We start from the raw sequence: 22,745 nt of genomic DNA on the forward strand, positions 1-22,745 counted from the left end.
ATTCTTTCTTCTAAAGTTCTTTTGATGGTATCCTTTTAAATTGCTTTTCTATTAAAATAAATAATTCCACCCAGAATAAATATGAGAAAACTGCCTCCTACCACAGTTAAAACTTGATCCCATGGAACGAAAAACACACTGTCCATTTGGGTCTCAACCGAATACATCATAAGAAAAGGTTGTGCCCACGGATAAAATGGTCCATACGTTTCTGAATTTACTGCTAAAATACCGGGTAATGTAAAAAATACATTTACAGCAAGTGGTGCGGCAAAGTTTTTCCATATCAAAGACATCCATAATTGCAATGCAACTAACGGGAAAGTGGCAACCCATCCACCAAGAATACTTTTCCAAATAATCATCATTGGAAAAACATCTGTATACCCTTTTATCATTCCAACTGTAAAAAACACACCCAAATATAAGATTTGAATCACTAAAACAAGCAATATAATAAGTAAGTATTTTGCAATAAAAACATTTCCTCTCGTTACAGGTAATGTCAATAACTGTTTCCATCCGCCAGCTTGATGTTCATATCTACATACAACACTAGCAAAAACCCCTGTAATTAAAGGTAGAAACAGCAAAGCATAGGGTAAATTCATAAATAATAAAGTCAGAATCCATTCATTCACTTCACCATCACCTGTCATGTCTTGTACATTATTGGTTAAACCAATAAATAATGCCAATAAAGGACCGGCTATAATAATGGAGGTGACTTTCGATTTTCGTAACTTATACCATTCCGACTTTAAGATCGACAGTAACATCTATTTCACATCCCTTCGCACAAAATCAATCATACCGATAATAAAAATAAGAAAACCAAATCCGAACCCAAACATCACTATGATTGTTGGATCATCCCATTCCATCATCAATGCAGGCCATTTCCATATCATCCAATCAGGTAAAGTAAATGACGAATAGGTTAAGATCGTTCCTAGAATGCCTGTCGTTATCGGAATACCTTGATTATTACTTACTATCGCTATCCAAAGTTGCAAAGCTAATATAGGAAGTGCTGCAAAATATGGATAAAAACTGTACTTAATTAAATCTACATATGGAATGTCTTTTCCTAAATCAAGGAACATACCATAACCGAGTGTAAATATTGTCAATAGTATAGATGCGACTAAAAACAAACTTGCAAGCACAAAAAACTTCGAAATAAACACTGTCTTCTTTGGCACAGGTAAAGAAAGTAACTGTTTCCAAGCATTTGTCTCGGTCTCTATGCTGGCAATAGCGGATGTTAAAATCGCTATTCCCAATACAATTGCAAGCGGTGTGAAGGTACTAGTATTCATTAAATAATAACCCCAACGATCATCACTTTGTGTAAATAAATATTCTTTTCGTACACCATAATTGACCATTTGTAATGCAACAACACCAAAAGGTCCCAAAAATGTTAAAAACCAAAATCCTTTACGCTTTATTTTCATAAAATCAGTTATGATTAATTTTCCAATCATTGTAATTTTCCTTCTGAAGTCATTGATAAGAAAATATCTTCTAACGAACGTTTTTCTTCTTCAACACGATAAATGGAAAATCCATCTTGAACGAGCGTACGAACTGCATTTGCAATACCTTGATCTGATTGCTCACGCATATAAACTAACCCTTCTTTATTTTCCGCTTGAATCCCTTTTGCTAATAAAGACTGCCACGCCTTTTCACTATCATTTACTTTTAATATGACATTTTGCTGTGCAAGTTTTCGCATTTCTTCAATAGAGTCTTGAAAAATCATCTTTCCTTTAGAAATTATTCCAACACTTGTAGCAATTTGATCGATCTCTGCCAATAAATGACTAGAGATTAAAATTGTCATGTCGTATTCTGCTGGCAATTGTTTAATTAAATTTCGCATTTCGATGATCCCGGATGGATCAAGTCCATTAGTCGGTTCATCTAAAATTAATAAATCTGGTTGATGTAACAGGGACGCTGCAATCCCTAAACGCTGTTTCATTCCAAGTGAAAATCCTTTGACCTTTTTATTTGTTGCATTTGTTAAACGTACAATCTCCAATACCTCACTAATTCTCTTTTTCGGTACATCTAGTATTTTTCTTAATGATTCTAAGTTTTCATAAGCAGTTAAGTGTGGATAATATGAAGGATTTTCAACTAGAGAACCGATCTTTCTTAAAATTTCTATTTTCTCTTTTTGTAGATTTTTATTAAATACTGAAACAGTCCCGGTTGTAGGCTTCATTAGACCAAGCAGCATTCGAATTGTCGTTGTTTTGCCAGCGCCATTGGGACCCAAAAATCCGTACACTTCTCCTTTTGGTATCTTCATATCCAAGTCTTTAACCGCATATTCCTTACCAAATCGCTTCGTTAATTTTTTCGTATCTACAATATATTCCATCTCTTTCACCTCATACTAATCGTATATTATAAAGGTTAAAACAAAGGTATAGGGAAGTTTAAAATTCGTTTAAAAATTAACCTTTGCAAACAGCATAATTGAAGATCCCACTTTTTTAAGCATATTTGATATAAAGTGTGGTAAATAGCAAATGGTAAGTTGACGAAATTACAGTGAATAGAGTTGTAGTTGAAGGATACTGTGACGTAACGATTTATCATCGTTGGGGAAAAGTGACTCTACCTCCGCTCCGGAATGTGAGTCGATTAACAACATGCAGAGTCCAGATCTGAGATGTCGAGTCGATCTGCAAGACGGGGAGTTTCGATATTAATCGTGACCGTTTTGAGTAAGGGTCATGGAAAAAGGGCATGTTTCGATCTTAATCGTGACCGTTTTGGGTAAGAGTTATAAAAAACGGGCATGTTTCGGTATGAATCGTGACCGTTTTGGATTAGAGTCATGGAAAAAGGGCATGTTTCGATCTTAATCGTGACCGTTTTGGGTAAGGGTCATAAAAAACGGGCATGTTTCGGTATGAATCGTGACCGTTTTGGATTAGAGTCATGGAAAAAGGGCATGTTTCGGTATGAATCGTGACCGTTTTGGGTTAGAGTCATGGAAAAAGGGCATGTTTCGGTATGAATCGTGACCGTTTTGGGTAAGAGTCATAAAAAACGGGCATGTTTCGGTATTAATCGTGACCGTTTTGGGTGGGGGTCATGGAAAACGGCGAGTCTTTTTCCATGATGTCGAGTCGATCCGTATCGATTTATTAATAAGCAGAGCCTAACGTCACAGTTTATGGATAAAGTTGACAAATTAGATAAAAATAAAAATCTGAACTTATTTGTAAAAAAATCAAGTTCAGATTTCGCTGTGCTAAAGCATATTTGTCCTAGTCTCATTCTTATTTCTTTTAATTTTGATTGTTGTTCCATATATCGTTGAATCAAGTTCCCAAGACAATCCTAGACCACTGATCATCATATCGACGATTGATAAACCAATTCCAGCTCCTGTTTCAGCAGATTCTTTATTCATACCTTGTCCACGGTCTTTAATAATTATTGCATCATACTTAGTAGTTGACTCTGTATAAACACCGATAAATTTCCCGCTGTTTGCATGGCGTAATACATTTTGAAAAATATTGTCTAAGATTCGTTCCAACCATAATGGATCAACATACCATTTGTTCTCTTTAAAATTATTTAAATCAATATCTACCATGAAGTTTTCTTGTTCAAAAAGTGGATACCAAGATGCTAATGACGTTCGCACAAATCGAATTACATCCAAATCTTTAGGATCATGTTTATATTTACTTGCCATTAAAAGTGTGTAAGACATTAAGTTCTCAATTAATTCGTCTACACTTTTGATCGACTCTTCAATTACTTTTAATGTCTTTTTTCCCTCTTCTGATTCCACTTCTTTCTTTAAAGTAAAAATATTCGCATTTATTTTTGTTAGTGGTGTTCGTAAATCATGAGATAAATTAGCTATTAAACTTCTCCGTAACTCTTCTTCCTCTTCTTCCCGTTTTTTACTATCTTTAAGTTCCACCACCATTTCGTTAAATGTTTGCTCGAGTTGTCCAATTTCATCTTGTTTCTTCACATCAATCTGAACAGGAAGATCATCGACATCGCGAATTTCCATAGCCTCTTGGACATAAAGTAACCTCTTCCTAATATTTCTAAAAAACAAAAATGAAATACAAACAAATAATAAAATAATTATCACACCAATAACCAATAAAGCATCTGAATATTTTTCATTATCTGCCTTGTTTAACGAATGTCTCGGTATCTCAAAAACGATAAAACCAGCATCTTGCTTTGCTCCCAAAAAGGAAATAACTGTAAACGGATCGCTATCGTATCGTTCTTTAATATATTTTGCCGTAGTTGTCGCACTCCAATTAGTAGGCACCCCTTCATTGACATCACGTTCTAGAATAAGCTTTCCATTATCATCTATCCAAAACATTGATGCATCCGGATAATTTTGTTTCCATTTTTCAAATAAATCACTAACCGTTGCTTCGTTTATCTTTGTCATGGAACTAGCTTCATCATGCCATGTTTCTTCAATATACACAGGTTCCATTTTCTCGTCGTCTTTTTCAGTCCAAGTATTAAAAAATAACATTGCTGTAATAATAATAATAATTTGTAGAAGAAAAATTGCAGTAATAATAATTAACATATATTTAGCTAATAATGATCGTAAAAATCTCATTCTTTTAACCGATATCCAATTCCCCGAATCGTTTCAATGATTGTTGGGTTTGCTGGATCCTTTTCTATTTTTTCACGTAAATAACGTATATGTACCATTAATGTTTTATCGTTCTCTAAATAGGCTTCTTCCCAAATTGATTCATAGATTTGTTCTTTTGTTAAAATTTGATTGGCATGCTTAAAAAAATATTGAAAAATAGCATATTGTTTTCCTGTTAAAATGATTTCTTCATCCGTTTCTTTATTAATTATTTGAAAGTCTTTTGGATTTATCATTAAATGCTGTATATGTATTGGTTGATCTGTTTTAGAAAATCGCCTTAAAAGAACTTGAATTCGAGCAACCAGTTCGTCTGGATGAAATGGTTTCGTCATATAATCATCCGCAAAACTTAAGCCCTCTATTTTATCCTCTATTGCTGTTCTTGCCGAAAGCATAAGGATAGGTAGTTTGTTATTTACATTTTTAATCCGCTTTCCGATCGAAAAGCCATCTAAACCAGGTAACATCACATCTAATATTACAATATCCACTTCTGATAAATACTTTTCAACATTTTCTCCGGAAATGAGCCATGTTATATCATATCCTCTTTCTTTCAATTCATTGGTTAACCAATTCCCTATCTCTTTATCGTCTTCTATATATAGTACATGAGCCATATTATTTCCTCCTAGTTACTTCCAATTGCCATTCAAACCACCTGTCATGTCCATCTATTTTGCCGATCGTTTTATTTGTTTCCTTCCCATCAATAAAATAGTCTAGATGCAGTTTACCATCAAAGATATTGTTATAAAGATGAAATACATCTCGCTTACGACCTATTTTAGTTATTGTATTCATTAACTGTTTCTTTGCCTCTTGTGGTAGCTGATTTGCCACATGCGTGTGAAAAATACAAATAACAGAATCATCTTGAATATTATCTACTATCCTTGGGAGTAATGATATTCCATCTCCTTCAATCAATTCGAAAGTATTCTCTTTCACGTAACGTGCTGCAGCTCTGAATAATTTTCTTCTTTGTTGATGTTCCGGCCAAATCAAAGCTTTTAGCCAAAGATAATCATCTTCGTTAGTCATATCAATTATATGCAAATCAATTCCAATTCTAGTGGAGACAGGAGGTGCAGTCCTTAATAACAACGGTAGTTCATCTGCTATCACTTCAGAAGTAATGTGCACAGCGGATTGAGGGTGGCCATAGATTTCCTCCGTCGTTTTGTATGAGTAACTGTACTTGTCCCAAAACAATTGTAATCCAGCACTCGTTCCAATTTCAATAAGAGATAGTGGCTTTTTTACTTGTTCATACATGTAGCAAAATGCCGGATAAAGATATGCAGAGCGCCTAACTTCATTTGTTTGAACTAATTTTGTTTGAAGAATATCTATTAGTTGTTCATCATTTTGTAAACAAAAATCTTTAAATGGAGAAAAAGTGTTTTCCACATTTTTTGGATGATGCACAATACTAGGATAAAAGTCTTTTAGATCGTGCTCTTTTCCTTGGAGTAATAGATAATGGACGGCTCCAAACAACAAATTAGGTACAGGTTGTCCTTTTTGTACATGAGAACTTAATTGAAGAATTTCCCTATCCTCCGCTACCTTTAATGATAAAAACTCATACAACTCACTGGAATCCTTACATTCGTCTATTGCAAACCGATAAAAACGCTCCGAAAGTTGCTTAATCAAATTTACTCCTCCCCTAAAGCCATTTTTTAATCAGTATACCAACAATTATGCTATAAATCACATGTCCAACTACCCAATATATAAATGCTGAATAATCCGGAAGTGCAGGAGTTTTAGACTTGTTAAAGAAAACAACATAGCACTTTCAACTGAATAAACGAGTAAATATATCCATATTTTTTTCTCAAACCCTACACCTTTTAATCCGAATAATAATACAATAGCGCCAGCAAAAGCAAAATGAAAATTAACTCCAGTTATCAAATAAGGAAAATGTTTTAATACAGGGATATAGTCTGCATTAAATAATAGAACATATGCATCATTATTAGTAATCAGCTGAATCACTTTCAAAAATCCAGCCAAAACAATTCCTGAAATAATGCCAATCCCAGTCAATATGATTGTTTTCATCCACACCAATCCCCTGTAAATTTCACCTTGGCTATTCCTATAATAATTTCCTTTAAAACAATAGTGGATCGTATTAATTCTATGGTACCGATAAGCCAAAATCAGTTTAATCACAAGATTTATGTATGTAACCACTCAATTTAGGCATTATCCAGCTAATGTGTGATTTATCAAGCTAATTCGCGGAATAACCAGCCAAATTGCGAGTTATCCACACAAATCACGAATTAACCACGAACAAGACTGTTATCCAGCTAATTTGCAATTTATCCAGCTAATCCGCGGAATAACCAGCCAAATTTCAATTTAACCACGAGAGAGGGGTTACCTTTTCAGTAACATTTCAAAAATCTCGAATCACATATGACCTGATTATGACTAAAATACCTCTTGAAAGGATTTACATTCCTCAATGGTTATAAATCTAAAAACACTATCTTTGAACCCTTTGTGAACTCCTTCACAATAAAGGTTAAATAGCAATATATTAGTATATACATAGTTGAATAAAAAATAAATCTTCTAAGGAAGGTGCCAAGGAAAATGAAAGGGACAGCTTTATTAATTAACAAAGATAACACTGTCACTGTATTAGAAAATGTTGAACATAAAGTGTATAAAGAATTGATCAACCAAGAAGACTCTAAAGAGGTACATTGTATAATTGGTGAAAAAGAAATTACATTTAATCCATTTAGTGCTGTAATCTGGCATGAAGAACAGATTGACTGGGACTACGGATATTAAAATATAAACATAATCCTATATAATAATTAAACCAAGCTTGTATAAAGAGAATCTGCTACTCTTTGTACAAGTGTTTTCCTTTTTTTTTGGGTTAAGTTAATTTTAATTTTTCCAAGAGAGTCATCTGTACAGCTTCTTCCAATTGACATGGATAAATGAATTTTAATAAGATCACTCACCCTCTTCATTCGGTAGTGATGTTTTCCCTAACTTCTCATGAAACTTATAATCTATATTGATTTTCATACCGAAGCCAAACAATGAAAATGGTAGACTATGATGTTACCTCTGTTGTTACTGACCTTCTTGTTAAGCACATAACTCCTGCAATAATAAATAATATAGTCTGGATCATTGTAGCCCCAAGTGTAAGAAAAAACATCAAAGTTGCTGTCACTATGAAAATAACCCCTGACTTTTTAGGACTGTTTTTCATCATGATTAAGGCAATAAGTCCCGAAAAGAAACCGACTGCAAGTACGATAACTGCGAACCAAGCATACCATGCTTCAAATTTTGGTGATATAATTTCAGGAAATTGTAAACTAATAATTGCTAATAATGGCACGACAAAAATGATTACCAGAAACTGTAGTGCAAGCGCAATACTTCCTAACACTATTTCTGCTGTTCGTTTCAATCAGCATCCTCCTTAATGTTTTTTCATTATTTTACATACTCATTGACTTGGTTCGTTAGATTTTCTTTCATTTTTTCTGAAGTAATAATACAACTTATGGGCATACCATTTGATCTCACTTTCAGTTCATATCCATTATTTGCTTCTTTTGAAAACCCATAATATTTATGATTGATATCTATCGGAATAAAGTCAAATGACTTTATTTTATTCCAAGCAATGAAACGAACCCCGATTAAAATGCCATCCTTTGTTAATGCAAATACATTTAAAACATTATGTAAATAAGTAAAGGGAAGAATTAACAAAATATAAAAAGAAAAATTAAAGATATCAAAATATAACCCTAGAAAGTAAACAATGAGTACAAATAAAATCATAGCCGAATAAAAGGTAATTCCTAATTTATGTTTTGAGTAAGTTGGCGCGTCAACAGGTTTCTCGGGATGAATTCTAATGGATGACAGTTCTTCATTCGTTACTGGGTAAATAATTTGCTGCTTCATTTTAATTAACACATAAACAAACTGAATACTTAAATATGCAATAATGATTAAAAAAACTATATCCAAAAATAGTTTCAAGGTAAACACCTCTTCACTCCATTCATACTCTCCTCAATAATCTTAACATGTATTTCATAGAAAAATAACATCCTTTACAAATCTTTAATAATTTCACCATAAAATTTTTCCCCTCTAAACGTAAAAAAGCTTGTAAAAGAATTCTTCCTTTTACAAGCTTACAAATTACTCTACTTGTTTAACTTTCAACCCAGCTATTTGATCAAGCAATTGTCTATAATAGTTTGATCGAATTAAAAATCCACCAAATTCCTCATGTGTTGTACATGTAAACCAAACAAAATTATTTTTTAAAAATGTTAGATCTTCTGGTAAATCAGGTGCGATCCAATCATATAATGTATTTGCTAATTGTTGAAGTAGTTTGCACGTATCCTGATTTGATTCAAACACATAGACGGTTGCTGCCGGCCCTTTTGTTATTGTGTTTGCCCATTCTTTTGTATTATATTTTTCTATCAAAAAAGGCTCAAATTGTTTAATGATATTCATATCATAATTTAATTCTTTTCTTATCACAAAATAAAATTTATCAGAGTAATCGCAAAGTACTTTAATTAATTGTTGATATGTTTCCCCTGATGGGTTTTCAATTAAATCCCAATATTCCACTTTTATCACCAGCTTAAAAAAGTTCCATTGCTAATAACCGGATTACATTTAAACGTTTTTCTTGCGAATGAGGAATACTGCATATCATCGCTTCATCAAATCCGTAATATTCTTGTTCTTTCTGCAGCAATGTTGCAATTGTCTTTGGATCAATATACCTTCTTCTTTTAATCGTTACAGAACCAAACATTGTACCGATTGTGCATGCTTGTATTTCACGATTTTCAAAACGACTAAAATCACGGTTATCACGTAACCAAACATCCAATTCCTCCAAAAGAGAGATAAGAATATTTTGATATACTGATTGAAGCTCTTGAAATTTTGTTCAATTTCTTTCAATGTCAGTAAATTATTGATATTATTAGTCATGAGGACTCCTCCTAATTAGTTTTCTTGTCCAAAACTAGTATATCAAAGGTGAGAGTCCTCTTCTTCTTTTTCTCGTAATTGTCGGAATGTTGTAACTATATCCCCGTATACATTTTACTCATACCTTCGAAAAATATACCATTTAAAAATATTATAGCATAATCATGCAGATGATTCTCTATATATTTAAAATCAAAAATACGGTTCACTCCCAAAAAGGTCATTCCTATATATGGTATCGAAACAGTAAAATAGTTACTATATGTTGTGTTTTTGAATTCCCCTTTTTAGAAAACTTCCTTTTTGGGGACTAACCAAAATATTACATATCATTTTATAGAAAAATTGGTGATTCTTTTTAGTAAAATTTACTGTCGTTTCACATTTTCAGATTGGTCTAGAACATCAACTAAATTTATTGCTGCCTTAGGTGCTTATAATTATCAAATGTGCGTTGTAATACTTTGCAAATCCTTTAGTACTAAGGGCAAATATTTAATTTTAACCATTTTCACCATCAATTTAATCGTTTATTTTTTCTCGTAAATTGGAAAATACTTTTTCATTCGAATACCGTTTTTTGTATATTTTACCTCAAGGTCTACTTCTTTCAGAGCTCTGATTATTTCTCTTACATCTTGCCTGAGCTTTCCATACATTACTCAACGTCTATATTTAGGAATAAACACAATATGATACATGCAATTCCACTTTGTATGTGATAAACTTGATTTATCCATTTTGGATGTCCTCCTCTGCCTGACATCGGCTTGCGAAACCTTTGTCATTTTAGCAGAGGAGGACTTTTTTATCACATGTAAATGCACTTCCGTTTTTGTTCTCCCACTCATAGCGTAAGGCCTAATCTGGAGTGAAATTTGATCATTTTGATTCAATTGTTACAAAACTATAAACAACAAATTTGAATTAATTGTGAAATATTTCACAATGTAGGTTAGTAGGAGCTGAATTAGTATATACTATAGTTGAATCAAAAATAAATCTTCTAAGGAAGGTGCCATGGAAATGAAAGGGACAGCTTTATTAATTAACAAAGATAACACTGTCACAGTATTGGAAAATGTTGAACATGAAGTTTACGAAGAGTTGAGCGATCAGGAAGACTCCAAAAATGTACATTGTACAATCGGCGAAAAGGAAGTTACGTTTAATCCAATTAGTACAGTAGTTTGGTGCGAAGACACTATTGACTGGGACTACGGTTATTAATATATAAATAACAAATTATATTCTGTAGATAAAGCTTGTAGAAAGAGAATATCCCCCTCTTTTTCTACAAGCTTTTTTCTTCCTACTATTGGGAAAATACGATATTTAAATTAATCTGCAAGTCCTCAAAAATAGAGACTGGCACATTATCGTCTTCTGAATATAAACCGGGTCGACCATATCTTTGATTTGCTTGCAAAGTAAAAACACTTAATATCTTCTCTTCTGGCTCAACAATCCAGTATTCCTGGACACCAGTCTTTTCGTATAAATTAAACTTTTCTATTTTGTCTTTTCTTGCTGTCGAAGGTGAAATAATTTCAACCACCATATCTGGACTTCCCTTACAACCACGATCATCTAGTTTTTCTTCATCACAAACGATGGTGATATCGGGTTCAACAACATTTTTTATATCCTCTTCCTCTTCCTCTTCCAGATCTAGAATGACGGCAAATGGTGCAGGATATACCTTACAATTCTTATCGATCAAATAATTGGCTATTTGCCTGTGGATTTCAGATAAGATTTCTTGATGAATTCTAGATGGTGCAGCCTGCAAATATGGTGTTCCATTTATGATTTCAATCCTCTCATCCTTTGGCCAAGATAAATAGTCCACATACGTATATTCTCGTTCTTCTTTCGGTAATGACACGTAAATCACTCCTAATGAAGATATTATTTTTCATTTCATTATACCATTTATTACTATAAAACAAAAAACAGTCAATCTTAACGTATGTGTCAAGTTTTTCTCTGCCGTAGGAAGGCGCCATGGACAATTTCTTACGCTTTTTTTCCAAAAATTGTCCGCGGGAGGATTCCATGGACTACTTATAACTTTTCCTTTTAGCTAGTTAGAACACCAACATATATCCTCGAGTAAAATTTTGCACATACATGCTTAACATTCTTGGAGTAACCAGATATCTTTTATCATTTGAAATTTGTTGAATCTCCCTTTACTTTCAAACTATTTAAAACTTCATATAACCCTGATACAGGACTACAAGTCACACTTTTGATATACTTGAAAGTAGGGAGTTTTTATGCTTTCTAATCCGCTAAAAAAGAGGAGTGACGTTATATGAGTAATTCTATTCCAGAAATCACACTAAATGATGGCCTTATCATACCTTGGATAGGATTTGGTACATATAATCTTAATGGCAATGAAGGGGCAACTGCTATAACAAGTGCAATTGACCTAGGTTATCGATTAATCGATACAGCTTACAATTATGAAAATGAAGGTGCTGTTGGTGAGGCTATTCGCCGAAGTAGCGTTCCAAGACAGGAATTAAAAATCACTTCAAAACTACCAGGTCGTTATCATACATATAGTAAAGCCGTATCGACCATCCAGGAATCTTTATATCGGGCTAATCTCGATTATTATGATTTATACCTCATTCATTGGCCGAATCCGAAGCAAAATCATTATATTGAAGCTTGGCAAGCATTAATTGATGCTAAAAAATGGGGACTCATTCGTTCGATTGGCGTTTGTAATTTCTTACCTGAACATCTTGAACGTCTTGAAAAGGAAACAGGAGTGAAGCCTAGTATCAACCAAATTGAACTACACCCTTTTTTCAACCAAGAGGAGCAAAGAAAGTGGCATGTGGAGAATAATATCGCAACAGAATCATGGAGTCCACTAGCACGAGCGAATGAAGTATTTCAAAATAAAACTTTACAAAAAATAGGTATCAAGTATCAGAAGACGATTTCTCAAATTATTTTGCGCTGGCATTATCAGCTAGGGGCAATCTCAATCCCCAAAAGCAAATCACCAAAGCGGCAACTTGAAAATATATCCATTTTTGATTTTTATTTAGATGAAGAGGAAATGCATATGATCTCTGAACTAACTCACCCAGATGGTAGATTAAAAAACCAGGATCCTGCGATTTATGAAGAATTTTAAAAACATAGGGATCACAATTACCCTACGTTTTAAATTATTTAGATTTCATCTGCCATGTAGTTTTTTGTTTCTACACTTTAGGATTGTTTATTTTCTTACCCGTCAGTGGGACTATTGTCTCAGCCATGACAATAGTCCCATCCGTTTCGGAAGATTTTGATTTTTTGTATAAAAGTTTGTTAAAAAACTCACGTAGTTATTTTCTGATCAATTGGTTTCCTAATTAAACAGATGCTGCCTACTATTACAAATAATACTGTTTGGATCAACGTTGCCCCTAATGTTAGAAAAAACATAAAAATACCTGTTATAAGAACTGGAAATCCTTTTGTTTTTATTTGTATTAATATATGTTCAAATTAAATCAATTCCCGAGCCAATAAGCGATAAACATCCAACCGCTTTTCCTGAGAATGTGGAATACTACAAATCATCGCTTCATCAAAACCATAAAATTCTTGCTCTTTTTGCAATAAGGATGCGATTTCTTTTACTGAGCCTACTAAATGCAGTTTACGGTTTTCCTTGATTCTCATCCGATCCATTTCAGTCAATGGATAATCCTTTACTTCCTCCGGTGTTAACGCTTGGATCATGCGACCTTGCTGTAGCAATAACCGAGAAATATCTTGTGGACCAGCTTCAAATTCCGCTTCTTCTTTCGTTTCAGCTGTTGTTACCATATACGTAACAATCGTTTCAGGTTGCTCCATAAATGCAGACGGTTTAAAATGTTCTTTATACACTTCTATAATTTCTTTCGTCAATTCACCATTAAAAAACTGGGCAAAAGAATAGCCAACACCCATCTTTCCTGACTTTATGGCACTGCTACCACTTGAACCTAACATCCAAGCTTCCGGTAACACAATATTTAATGGCGACGCAATCGTTTTATCATACAATCTATCTTCAGGAACTTCATCATTTATTAACTTGAGAGCAGTATCAAATTTTTCATACATATTATGTACCATCGGCTGGCGTCCTTCCGATAAAGCGTAAATCGAGTAATTATCCCCACCAGGAGCACGACCTACGCCAAAATCAATTCGACCAGGTGCAAAAGCGCTAAGTGTTTTAAAAACTTCTGCTAATTTAAGTGGAGAATAATGCATCATCATGACCCCACCAGTGCCAATTCGAATATTTTTTGTTTTTCCCGCCAAATGAGCAGCTGTCACTTCAGGCGCTGAACTAGCAAAAGCTTTCGTTCCATGATGCTCCGCCATCCACATTCGTCTATAGCCTAATTCATCCGCCAAAATCGCTAGTTCTTCTGCCTTTTTTAATGCTTCTTCGGCAGTATTTCCTTTTGATACTGGGGCTTGATCAAGCACACTTAATCTCATGATTATGACTTCCTTTCATAAATTTCAACTATTCCTTAGTTAGATTATTTTTTTCTTGATGAACGCTCAAAATATCTTTTAATGTTCTATGTATGTTCTGCAGACTAACTAAAATTAAACCAAGCATAATAAATGTCACTATTTCACCTGTTACTATAGAGACTAATGCTAAAATTATTGCATATAAAATATAATACCAATTATTCATTCAATCCACCTCGCAAAATAAATTCCTTACAATAACTGTACCATAAATCTAATTGACGTTTCCCTTTATATGTTTTAAATAAAAAAAGAATCACCATATAATTTCCAGTTCATTTGGTGACTCTTTTAATAATTTTCAATGACGTTTTACATTTTCTGATTGTTCATTTTGTTTTTTTACTGCCTCTACATCTGTATCGCTATAAATATGTGTATTGCGACCACCTGTTGTTTTCGCAATAAATTCAATCGCTTCATTATAAGATAGGCCAGACCTTCTCGCTTGTTCCTTCATTGCTTCAATATCCGTTCCTGCAACAGTATATTTTCGGTTCTCCTTTTCCACAGTTATCCCTCCATTTGACGTATTTTTATTAGTTTGCGTCAATAGATTCAGATACATGCATCCCTGGAGGTGTTAATAGGTATTATAACAGTAGTAAGACAACCATATTTAATTTTGTTCTATGTACAAACAATTTACAACCTCAGCATTATCATATTTGAAACGTCCTTCAATTATAATTTGTTCGGGTTTTCAATTGTCAGTGAGTATACGTCCCCGCAAGATGCACAGCATGAAATAAACATTCCTGTTCCGAGTGAAAAGAAAGGGTTATCTGCTTTTTTCACTTTATCATATCCTGAATTCCCAATTTTGCCCGTCTTGCTTTTTGTATGTCCACATTTTTTACATACGAAATTCTCATCATTATTTTGCATATTTTATCGATCTCCTATTTTATTAGTAAATACTTCTCAAACCAACGGCAAATATGGTTCAGTCGTTCAATTCGCATTTTCGGATCGCCACTTCGACTTAATTCATGATTCGAACCAGGAAAACGAACAAATTCCACTTCTTTTTTCAAATGTTTTAAAGTGACATATAACTGTTCAGCTTGCTCAATCGGACAACGAAAATCGAGTTCTCCATGTAAAATGAGAAGCGGTGTTTCCACGTTATCTGCATATTTTAATGGAGAAATTTCCCATAGTTTTTTGGGATCATCGAGTAGATCAAATCCATGTTCCCATTTATTGAAAAAGTATCCAATATCACTAACTCCATAAAAACTCAACCAATTACTGATCGAACGCTGGGTAACAGCAGCTTTAAACCGATTCGTATGACCTACAATCCAGTTCGTCATAAACCCACCATAACTTCCTCCAGTTACCCCTAAACGGTTTTCATCTATAAAACTGTATTTTTCTAAAGTATAATCAACAGCGCTCATCAAATCGGTATAATCTTTCCCACCGTAATCGTGACGGCAAGCATCAACAAATTTTTGACCATATCCATGACTTCCCCTAGGGTTTGTATAAAGTACTGCATAGCCCTTTGCGGCCAGAAGTTGCATTTCATGGAAAAATGTTTGCCCATACATCATATGAGGTCCACCATGAATTTCCAACACGAGAGGGTATTTTTTCCCTTCTTCAAATCCATATGGACGAAGAAGCCAGCCTTGAATTTCCCAACTGTCTTCTGCTGTAAAATTTACCTCTTCAGATGCAATTAATTCTACTTCCGACAAAAATTCAGCATTGGCATTCGTTAATTTTGAAAGTTCATCATTTGAGTCTAGATAAAAAAAATCACATGGTTTTATTGGAGAACTAATTCCTAAAATAAAACCTTCTTCATTATTAGAGGAGAAACCAAAAACATGATTATCTTTTTTATATACGGTTTCCAATTCTCCTTCCATATTCACAGTAAACAGGCCTGTTGCCCCATGATCTGTTCCAATAAAATAAATCTGCCTCTCATCTTTAGACCAAACAGGCCCTTCTTCTGACTCACCAAGTCTCGTATCTCCGATCATTGAGTCTCCTAGTTGAAAGTCCCATTTTTCGCTTAGGACTCTTCGCACTCCTGTCTTTACGTCAAACACATAAATTTCGGTTAAAGTGGCTCCAGCAAAATCAAGTTCATGACCGAAACAGACAATCTTATTACCACTTGGGGAAAAACTTGCATTATCATAAGCACCTTTTCCATTCGTTAACTTCGTAATTTCTTTCGTTGACATATTTAACGTAAAGAGATCATTCGTTAACTCATAATCTGCTTCCTCATTTAAATTTGCAGCAAACAAAATAGTGTTACCATCTGGTGAAATATCTTGGTACACATGGTCTGTATCAGCGGTAGTAAGTTGGGTAAAGATTTCTGTAGCAACATCGTATAAAAAAATTTGGCTTTTTTTATCATCCAAAAAACCACTTGCATCTGCTTTGTATTTTAAGCGGTTAATGACACGAGGCTGTTTATTTTTTTCTTCCCGCTCTTTTTGGAGTTCTTCTTTAGTTAGCTCTTTTTGATTATGTATGTCTTCGTAATTTTCCAAACGTGCTGTAAATAAAATGAACTTACCATCTTTAGACCATTCAGGATTTATAGCACCATTTTTAAACGTCGTGATCTGTTTTGCCTCTCCACCATTTAATGAGAGCAACCAAATTTGCGATGTACCACTTCGGTCTGACTGAAAAACAATACTTTTACCATCCGGTGAAAAACGAGGATGACTGTTCTTACCTTTACTGAACGTCCATTGTTTAATTTGTTTCGTATCGAATTCTTGAAAATATATCTGAGATTCATAGTCTTTTTCATCGTTTACTATCGTTGATACAAACGTATAGCCCTTGCCATCAGAAGATACTTGTGGATCACTATACACTTCTAATTTCGTTAAATCCTCAGCTAAAATTGCCCGTTTTTTCTTCATCAAAATACGCCTCCTTAAACACTCAGAAGTCTACTCATTTATTAACGTTTTTTCTTCCGTCTCTTCCGCTTTTTCTTCTTTTTATTTGCTAGTTTTGAAACTTCTAATGTTCTTAATCTTTTTGGTAGTTTTTTACATTGGGCTCCCATGTACATTTCTGCCAACGGGTAAAAAGATTCGGGATCACCTTGGAAGAGCTCAAGTTCTAGCCCAACCTGATAACCTTTCATTTCATTTATTTTACCTGCTACTTCCAATTCTTCCTTCGTTGGAATAAACGGAATCTCCCCATTTGAATTCTGATAAATATAAAATAACTCTGTTAAACAACAGGCAAGCATCTCTCTTAATTTCTCTGCAGACAATAAATCATATTCACTAGCACCGAGAAGCATTTGTTTAAAATGATAAGCAGATTTATCAAATTCCTTTATTTGGACAAAATACCCACCAAGTGAAAAATGGGATTCTATTTGCCCATGGTCTATTTCTATAGAATGTTCATACACAGCTGCCGCTAGTTCAGGTCGATTCCCTTTATCGTATAAATTACCAAGTCGATTCCATATAAATGAATTCCCCGGTTCTTCTTTTAGCAGTTGTAAAAGGTGCATCTCGCCGTCTGAACAATACAAATGCCAACTTCCATCAAATAATAAACTTTTCCCAAATGTACGTTTCTTTTCCATTTTTGGTGAACCAATTGATAGCTCTATCAGTCCAAGAACTGATGCCATTAGAAATTTACTTGGCATTTCCCAGTTTCCAGCATCATTACAATGCTTACATCTAAAATAGCCAGTAGTTTGAATAGAATTTCCTGGCTTTTCAACTTTACTCTCATCCGTATTAATTAACATCAATCCAACATCATACTTGCCCTTTCGACCGCAAGATTTACACGTTATCATGTAAGAATTTTCTCCAAATTTTCTTTCAATCAACTCTTTTTTTCTATTAATTAAACTAGCATATTTCCCGGGTAACCACGATCGTGTTGGTGAATTTGGGATGTCTGTAATTTCTTTTCCTGTCAACAGTTGAATCAATAATGGATTAATTTGTGCGCCTGCCACTTCATTCACCTCTTCAAGTATGTTTGTCTTTTAGGCTTATAAGATCTCTCTAATATTTTCCCATCCATAAACTAGCTCCGTTAATTTCCTGCCGCCAAGTTCTATTTCAATCGAATCTATTTTTGTTGCCCCTAATGCTTCATAAAAAACCTTAGATATATTTTTCTCAAGTACCAAGACTATCATAGAGTTAATATTTTGTTCTAGTAAATCATTAATAACTGGCTTCATCAATTGTTTTCCAATTCCCTTACCCTGATAATCTTTTAAAATATAAATTGCATAAACTTCCCCTTTGTAACCTGGATAATTCCCACTTCTTTCTTCTCCACCTATAGAAAAGCCGACAATTTTTCCATTCTTATCTTCTGCAACATATATCGTTCTATGTGACATCGCATCACGCCATATTTTCTCACGATCTTGATACGACATCTTTTGTAAATAATCATTAGGTACAATTCCTTTATACGTTGTTCTCCAACTGTCTACCTGGACGATAGCAATCCCTTTGGCATCAGTTTTTACAGCTTTTCTAATTTCCAAGTTTTTCGCCCTCCTTCTATTCGTATTAGTAGTTTTTTTAGCTAATTTTCTGATAAAACACATGGTATGGGAAAAACTATAAATTTAATATTGTATATTAGGTGGAGTTTTTCTCTCAGTAAGAAAGGAAAAAATCTTGCATTACCCTATGAATATATTACACTAACTTCTATTCACCTCCAATTTTTTAAAGTTTAAGTTACCCGAATAAACTCTTCTCTTAATACTCCCATTAAAATTGTATCATGAAATTTTCCGTCATAATATAACTTATCCCTAATGATTCCTTCTTGTTTAAACCCAAGTTTTTCATATGATTTTTTTGCTCTTGAATTAAAAGAGAAAACTTCCAATTCAACTCTATGTAAATTTAATATGTTGAAACCGTAGTCCAAAAACGTTGACATCGCTTCAGTGCCATATCCTTTTCCCCAATTCTTTTTTTCAAAAATTGAAATTCGAACAATCGCATTTTGATTGTGATGATCGATCTCCATCATCGCTATATCCCCGATAGGTTCATTGTTTTCCTGCAAGCAGATAATTAAATCTATCCTGCTGTTGTCGTTTGATACAGCGTCAAACCAATGGTGCATTCTTGCACGACTGAACACTGCTTGAGTACCTGTGAGTCGTCTTGCTTCTTCATCCCAAAATGCTGCGAACATTACATCTAAATCATCTTTCTCTACCGGTCGTAAATAAACTCTTTCACCCTCAATGAATTTGATTGGATCATTATGACTCATCATTTTCCTCCTCGACATTGATACGAGACCTTTCACTACTTATTGATTATTCGTTCATACCTATTTTGTTCATGAACTCTTTATATAAAACGTTTCGCAAACTATTCTCCTACATAATGGGCAAAAGCTTGAACAGGATGAAAGTTTGATATTAAGAATATCACTCCATTCCTCTCCCCACTATATAAATGAATATGAGAAAGAACCGGAGAAAAACAATCCAGTTTTTTTATCCCAACTAAAAAAATTGTACAATAGCTCGATTAATAGGGACAGCTTATTTTCTAATAGTTAAATCATATTTGAAAGACAGCCTCAGAACTATTCTACTGTAAACGACTTCTCAACTAACGCTATTTGTTAGATTAGCCAACAATACATCAGGAAGATTGGAATATTGAAATTTGCTTCCCGACTAACATAACATTCTATCTAAATTTTGAAGGGGGAGTCATTCTTAGCTTTAATGATAAAATAGTTTATTTAAAGTATATATTAGTAGACTACGATTAGAAAGGTTGTTCTATACGCATTCGTTTTATTTTTGGTTAAATTCTTTACGTATTTTTTTCAATCTTGGATAGATATTTAATTTGCGGTATAAAGTTGTGCGACCTATACCAATACTTTCTGCAGCTTTGGATATATTCCCATTAGCTTGTAGGATGGCTTGCTCGATAGTCGCTTCCTCGTCGTGGAATGTTGTGGTTTGTTGGGTTGTTCCTGTGAGAAAACGCATGTGTTCACTGCGAATCACAGTCGTGTTTTGTTGAAAGTAAGCCTGGTATGCGGCTTGGCGTAATGTATGGCGTAGTTCGCGAATGTTTCCCGGCCAATGGTAAGCCTTCATTTGTTTTTGTACGGTATCGCTTAAAATAAATTGATCCACATTTACTTCGCTAGCAATTTCTTTTAAAAAATGATGTGACAAGTCAAGTAAATCTTCTCGTTCTCGAAGTGGTAACAGTGTTAATTCGATTTCACACAAGCGGTAATAAAGATCTGCACGGAATTGGTTGTTGTTAATGTCTTTCACTAAGTTACGGTTGGTAGCAGCAATTATCCGCACATCAATCGGGATGGAACGATGTGAACCAATTGGAGTTATGCGTTTTTCCTCTAGCACTCGTAGAAGTACCACTTGGGAACTGAAAGACATCTCGCCGATTTCATCTAAGAACAATGTTCCTTTGTCAGCATCGCGAAATTTTCCACGCTGACCTTGTTTGTTAGCACCGGTAAATGCGCCTTTTTCATAACCAAACAGTTCAGATTCTATTAATGATTCAGGTATGGCACCACAATTTACAGTGACAAGCGGTCCTGTTCTTCGGCTAGCAAAATGAATTTCACGGGCGATTAATTCCTTACCAGTCCCAGTTTCCCCACGAATATATACGGAGGCATTAGTAGGTGCAATATTTCGGGCAAGTTGCAACGTTTTATACGCCTTTGGGCAATGCCATATCGACTTTTTGTCCGTAAATGAAACCTGTTTACTTAATTGAGAGTTGGTCGGTAATGTAAGTACTGAACGATATGTACGCTTCCGATTATCTTTAATAGCTTCAACTGTCCATAACGTTTCGTTTTGTTTCATTTTGACTTTAAAAATATCATGTTGTTTACCAGATAGAATTTTATTTACGTGCTCTTTTATTAACCAGGAACTGAGTGGTTGACCGATGCATTTTTCTTCCGATTCCTCGAAAATACGAGCTGCACATTGATTTATTCTCGTGACAAGCCCTTCCTCATTAACAGCAATAAAAGCACCTTCATATGAATTAGCAATCATCGCTGATTTTCTTATATGTAAGGTCAATTCACGACCTGGGTTATGGAGTAACAATCGAGTCTGGCATGCTTCCGCTGCCGCCATGACCATTCCAAATGTGCGTGGATGGTGAAGGTGCACATCACCGCTCACATCAAGAACGCCGAGCAACTTACCTCTCGCATCGTATAACGGTGCAGCATAACATGTTAAAAAATGATTACTATGAGAGAAATGTTCCCTGCCGATAATATGAATTGGTTTATTTTCATATAATGCAGTTCCGATTGCATTCGTTCCTTTCACCTTTTCACTCCAGTTAGCCCCTGATTGTAACCAAACTTTTTTTGCACGAGTTACAAACGGTGGATCTCCTTTAGAAAACACGATGTATCCATCGACATCAGACACAAGTACCATAAATAAAGATCTTCGTAACTGAAAATACAAATCGCTTAAGACTTGAGTACACGCTGTAAATAAAGAAGATAGCCGTTCTTTTCTTTCCTTAAGCTGCTTGTCTGACAACACATTATCTTCAACATGTACCGGATCGACACCATAAGAACTACTTCGATGCCATGAGACACGTAATAACTTGTCCTTCTCCATCCTACCCGCACCTTTCTGAATATTCTTATCATTGATTATATGTTCCATTATAGTTTCAGTCAAGTGTACCATGATACAAAAATTTGGAACATTTTGAATAAGGTTACTCGTACGGGATGTGTTGTTGGCTAGTTCGAATATTGGCACAATAATTGCATATATAATTATTAAAGTCCAATCCCTACACCGTGGATTAGCAGCAAAGTAGACATGTGAATGAGGAGGCGCAAATACGTAAAATAATTCCACCTTTCATTTACAGGATAAAAATGAGGACAGTTAGGAGGTGTTCGTTAGTTTGCAAATCAATTACAACCACTATTTTCAAGCTAAAAGGGAAACGATTTGGTCGTATTTGCAAGATGAAGATGTACTTAAGAAAACATTACCCGGCTGCCGAGAATTTGAGCAAATCGAAGCTAATTTGTACCAAGCTGAACTCGGTATTGATATCGGCCCGGTAAAAGGCAGTTTCGAAGGTAAGGTTCGCTTATCCGAACAACAGGAGCCTGAATCTTACCGTCTCTTACTTAAAGGAAAAGGAAAACCGGGAGAAATTGATGCCGATGCTTTAATTACCCTAAATGAAACCGAGGATGGAACGACCTTAACTTGTGTAGCCGATGTGCATGTGACAGGAGTATTAGCTAGAGTTGGCCAACGAGTAATGGGGAGCGTTGCCAAATTAATTTTAGGAAGATTTTTTAAAGCGGTTGCTGAAGAAATGAAACAGTCTGCTTAAAATAGTTTTGTCAGGCGAAAGGGCAATTGGAAGTTAATATTCTTAGGAGGTGTCGG

24 protein-coding genes and 2 pseudogenes are annotated in these 22,745 nt (G+C 34.5%); 4 read left to right on the forward strand and 22 right to left on the reverse strand.

The window, feature by feature from the left end:
• Positions 1-35 precede the first annotated feature (35 nt).
• The 7 genes from SPD89_RS07440 to SPD89_RS07470 all read right to left on the reverse strand — a co-directional run bounded on the left by SPD89_RS07440 (position 36) and on the right by SPD89_RS07470 (position 6,766).
• Entirely contained in the window at positions 36-779 is a 744-nt protein-coding gene (locus SPD89_RS07440; RefSeq protein ID WP_336261327.1) for an ABC transporter permease, read from the reverse strand.
• Positions 780-1,490, reverse strand: a complete 711-nt coding sequence (locus SPD89_RS07445) for an ABC transporter permease (RefSeq protein ID WP_336261328.1) — start codon at positions 1,488-1,490, stop codon at positions 780-782. It abuts the gene before it with no gap.
• Complete coding sequence (locus SPD89_RS07450) at positions 1,487-2,398, reverse strand: ABC transporter ATP-binding protein (protein WP_336261329.1); 912 nt, start codon at positions 2,396-2,398, stop codon at positions 1,487-1,489. The genes SPD89_RS07445 and SPD89_RS07450 overlap by 4 nt, the downstream gene beginning before the upstream one ends.
• An 882-nt stretch (positions 2,399-3,280) precedes the next feature.
• A complete protein-coding gene (locus SPD89_RS07455) occupies positions 3,281-4,645 on the reverse strand; it encodes a HAMP domain-containing sensor histidine kinase (protein WP_336261330.1) in 1,365 nt (454 codons plus the stop codon).
• Positions 4,642-5,310: a response regulator transcription factor gene (locus SPD89_RS07460; protein WP_336261331.1), complete on the reverse strand. Its 669-nt coding sequence runs from the start codon at positions 5,308-5,310 to the stop codon at positions 4,642-4,644. The genes SPD89_RS07455 and SPD89_RS07460 overlap by 4 nt, the downstream gene beginning before the upstream one ends.
• Before the next feature lies 1 nt (position 5,311).
• The gene (locus SPD89_RS07465; protein ID WP_336261332.1) at positions 5,312-6,352 is read right to left on the reverse strand and encodes a DUF2332 domain-containing protein; all 1,041 of its coding nucleotides are present in this window, start codon (positions 6,350-6,352) and stop codon (positions 5,312-5,314) included.
• A 69-nt stretch (positions 6,353-6,421) separates the two neighbouring features.
• A complete protein-coding gene (locus SPD89_RS07470) occupies positions 6,422-6,766 on the reverse strand; it encodes a hypothetical protein (RefSeq protein ID WP_336261333.1) in 345 nt (114 codons plus the stop codon).
• Between the two features lie 543 nt (positions 6,767-7,309).
• Here SPD89_RS07470 and SPD89_RS07475 point away from each other — a divergent pair.
• Positions 7,310-7,513, forward strand: a complete 204-nt coding sequence (locus SPD89_RS07475) for a hypothetical protein (RefSeq protein ID WP_336261334.1) — start codon at positions 7,310-7,312, stop codon at positions 7,511-7,513.
• Positions 7,514-7,787: 274 nt separating this feature from the next.
• Here the strand turns inward: SPD89_RS07475 and SPD89_RS07480 are convergent, their stop codons facing one another.
• The 5 genes and pseudogenes from SPD89_RS07480 to SPD89_RS07500 all read right to left on the reverse strand — a co-directional run.
• Complete coding sequence (locus SPD89_RS07480) at positions 7,788-8,153, reverse strand: hypothetical protein (RefSeq protein ID WP_336261335.1); 366 nt, start codon at positions 8,151-8,153, stop codon at positions 7,788-7,790.
• 26 nt (positions 8,154-8,179) lie between these two features.
• Positions 8,180-8,737: a hypothetical protein gene (locus tag SPD89_RS07485; protein ID WP_336261336.1), complete on the reverse strand. Its 558-nt coding sequence runs from the start codon at positions 8,735-8,737 to the stop codon at positions 8,180-8,182.
• 165 nt (positions 8,738-8,902) lie between these two features.
• Positions 8,903-9,349 (reverse strand): hypothetical protein, encoded by a 447-nt coding sequence (locus tag SPD89_RS07490; RefSeq protein ID WP_336261337.1) that lies wholly within the window; start codon positions 9,347-9,349, stop codon positions 8,903-8,905.
• A gap of 13 nt (positions 9,350-9,362) precedes the next feature.
• Positions 9,363-9,656: pseudogene (locus tag SPD89_RS07495) on the reverse strand (UPF0236 family transposase-like protein); the annotation flags it as partial.
• A 730-nt stretch (positions 9,657-10,386) separates the two neighbouring features.
• Positions 10,387-10,461, reverse strand: a pseudogene (locus SPD89_RS07500) (IS200/IS605 family transposase); the annotation flags it as partial.
• Between the two features lie 280 nt (positions 10,462-10,741).
• On the opposite strand from SPD89_RS07500, the gene SPD89_RS07505 reads away from it, so the two are divergent.
• Complete coding sequence (locus SPD89_RS07505) at positions 10,742-10,951, forward strand: hypothetical protein (RefSeq protein WP_336261338.1); 210 nt, start codon at positions 10,742-10,744, stop codon at positions 10,949-10,951.
• An 85-nt stretch (positions 10,952-11,036) separates the two neighbouring features.
• On the opposite strand, the gene SPD89_RS07510 is transcribed toward SPD89_RS07505, so the two are convergent.
• Positions 11,037-11,609 (reverse strand): Uma2 family endonuclease, encoded by a 573-nt coding sequence (locus tag SPD89_RS07510; protein WP_336261339.1) that lies wholly within the window; start codon positions 11,607-11,609, stop codon positions 11,037-11,039.
• 432 nt (positions 11,610-12,041) lie between these two features.
• Here SPD89_RS07510 and SPD89_RS07515 point away from each other — a divergent pair, with 432 nt between their 5' ends.
• Positions 12,042-12,884, forward strand: coding sequence for an aldo/keto reductase (locus SPD89_RS07515; RefSeq protein ID WP_336261340.1), 843 nt, complete (start codon positions 12,042-12,044; stop codon positions 12,882-12,884).
• Between the two features lie 359 nt (positions 12,885-13,243).
• On the opposite strand, the gene SPD89_RS07520 is transcribed toward SPD89_RS07515, so the two are convergent.
• From SPD89_RS07520 to SPD89_RS07560, 9 genes are all read right to left on the reverse strand, one after another.
• The gene (locus SPD89_RS07520) at positions 13,244-14,236 is read right to left on the reverse strand and encodes an LLM class flavin-dependent oxidoreductase (protein WP_336261341.1); all 993 of its coding nucleotides are present in this window, start codon (positions 14,234-14,236) and stop codon (positions 13,244-13,246) included.
• A 28-nt stretch (positions 14,237-14,264) separates the two neighbouring features.
• Positions 14,265-14,444, reverse strand: coding sequence for a hypothetical protein (locus SPD89_RS07525; protein WP_336261342.1), 180 nt, complete (start codon positions 14,442-14,444; stop codon positions 14,265-14,267).
• Positions 14,445-14,579: 135 nt separating this feature from the next.
• Positions 14,580-14,789 (reverse strand): hypothetical protein, encoded by a 210-nt coding sequence (locus tag SPD89_RS07530; protein ID WP_336261343.1) that lies wholly within the window; start codon positions 14,787-14,789, stop codon positions 14,580-14,582.
• 173 nt (positions 14,790-14,962) lie between these two features.
• Positions 14,963-15,166: a hypothetical protein gene (locus tag SPD89_RS07535; RefSeq protein WP_336261344.1), complete on the reverse strand. Its 204-nt coding sequence runs from the start codon at positions 15,164-15,166 to the stop codon at positions 14,963-14,965.
• Positions 15,167-15,180: 14 nt separating this feature from the next.
• Entirely contained in the window at positions 15,181-17,187 is a 2,007-nt protein-coding gene (locus SPD89_RS07540) for a S9 family peptidase (protein ID WP_336261345.1), read from the reverse strand.
• 41 nt (positions 17,188-17,228) lie between these two features.
• Positions 17,229-18,263, reverse strand: coding sequence for a tetratricopeptide repeat protein (locus SPD89_RS07545; protein WP_336261346.1), 1,035 nt, complete (start codon positions 18,261-18,263; stop codon positions 17,229-17,231).
• A 36-nt stretch (positions 18,264-18,299) separates the two neighbouring features.
• Positions 18,300-18,809, reverse strand: a complete 510-nt coding sequence (locus tag SPD89_RS07550) for a GNAT family N-acetyltransferase (protein ID WP_336261347.1) — start codon at positions 18,807-18,809, stop codon at positions 18,300-18,302.
• A 194-nt stretch (positions 18,810-19,003) separates the two neighbouring features.
• Positions 19,004-19,558 (reverse strand): GNAT family N-acetyltransferase, encoded by a 555-nt coding sequence (locus SPD89_RS07555; protein ID WP_336261348.1) that lies wholly within the window; start codon positions 19,556-19,558, stop codon positions 19,004-19,006.
• Between the two features lie 538 nt (positions 19,559-20,096).
• The gene (locus SPD89_RS07560; RefSeq protein ID WP_336261349.1) at positions 20,097-21,947 is read right to left on the reverse strand and encodes a sigma-54-dependent Fis family transcriptional regulator; all 1,851 of its coding nucleotides are present in this window, start codon (positions 21,945-21,947) and stop codon (positions 20,097-20,099) included.
• A gap of 298 nt (positions 21,948-22,245) precedes the next feature.
• Between SPD89_RS07560 and SPD89_RS07565 the strand changes: the two genes are divergently transcribed.
• Entirely contained in the window at positions 22,246-22,689 is a 444-nt protein-coding gene (locus tag SPD89_RS07565; RefSeq protein ID WP_336261350.1) for a CoxG family protein, read from the forward strand.
• Positions 22,690-22,745: the final 56 nt, after the last annotated feature.

Origin of the sequence: Pseudogracilibacillus sp. SO30301A (genome assembly GCF_037072025.1) — a bacterium.
Lineage (GTDB): Bacteria > Bacillota > Bacilli > Bacillales > Amphibacillaceae > Pseudogracilibacillus.

Bases quoted from the DNA above. Each gene is read 5' to 3' on its own strand.
- SPD89_RS07440 (WP_336261327.1), bottom strand. From the start codon at position 779: ATGTTACTGTCGATCTTAAAGTCGGAATGGTATAAGTTACGAAAATCG.
- SPD89_RS07445 (WP_336261328.1), bottom strand. From the start codon at position 1,490: ATGATTGGAAAATTAATCATAACTGATTTTATGAAAATAAAGCGTAAA.
- SPD89_RS07450 (WP_336261329.1), bottom strand. From the start codon at position 2,398: ATGGAATATATTGTAGATACGAAAAAATTAACGAAGCGATTTGGTAAG.
- SPD89_RS07455 (WP_336261330.1), bottom strand. From the start codon at position 4,645: ATGAGATTTTTACGATCATTATTAGCTAAATATATGTTAATTATTATT.
- SPD89_RS07460 (WP_336261331.1), bottom strand. From the start codon at position 5,310: ATGGCTCATGTACTATATATAGAAGACGATAAAGAGATAGGGAATTGG.
- SPD89_RS07470 (WP_336261333.1), bottom strand. From the start codon at position 6,766: ATGAAAACAATCATATTGACTGGGATTGGCATTATTTCAGGAATTGTT.
- SPD89_RS07475 (WP_336261334.1), top strand. From the start codon at position 7,310: ATGAAAGGGACAGCTTTATTAATTAACAAAGATAACACTGTCACTGTA.
- SPD89_RS07505 (WP_336261338.1), top strand. From the start codon at position 10,742: ATGGAAATGAAAGGGACAGCTTTATTAATTAACAAAGATAACACTGTC.
- SPD89_RS07515 (WP_336261340.1), top strand. From the start codon at position 12,042: ATGAGTAATTCTATTCCAGAAATCACACTAAATGATGGCCTTATCATA.
- SPD89_RS07520 (WP_336261341.1), bottom strand. From the start codon at position 14,236: ATGAGATTAAGTGTGCTTGATCAAGCCCCAGTATCAAAAGGAAATACT.
- SPD89_RS07525 (WP_336261342.1), bottom strand. From the start codon at position 14,444: ATGAATAATTGGTATTATATTTTATATGCAATAATTTTAGCATTAGTC.
- SPD89_RS07535 (WP_336261344.1), bottom strand. From the start codon at position 15,166: ATGCAAAATAATGATGAGAATTTCGTATGTAAAAAATGTGGACATACA.
- SPD89_RS07540 (WP_336261345.1), bottom strand. From the start codon at position 17,187: ATGAAGAAAAAACGGGCAATTTTAGCTGAGGATTTAACGAAATTAGAA.
- SPD89_RS07555 (WP_336261348.1), bottom strand. From the start codon at position 19,558: ATGAGTCATAATGATCCAATCAAATTCATTGAGGGTGAAAGAGTTTAT.
- SPD89_RS07560 (WP_336261349.1), bottom strand. From the start codon at position 21,947: ATGGAGAAGGACAAGTTATTACGTGTCTCATGGCATCGAAGTAGTTCT.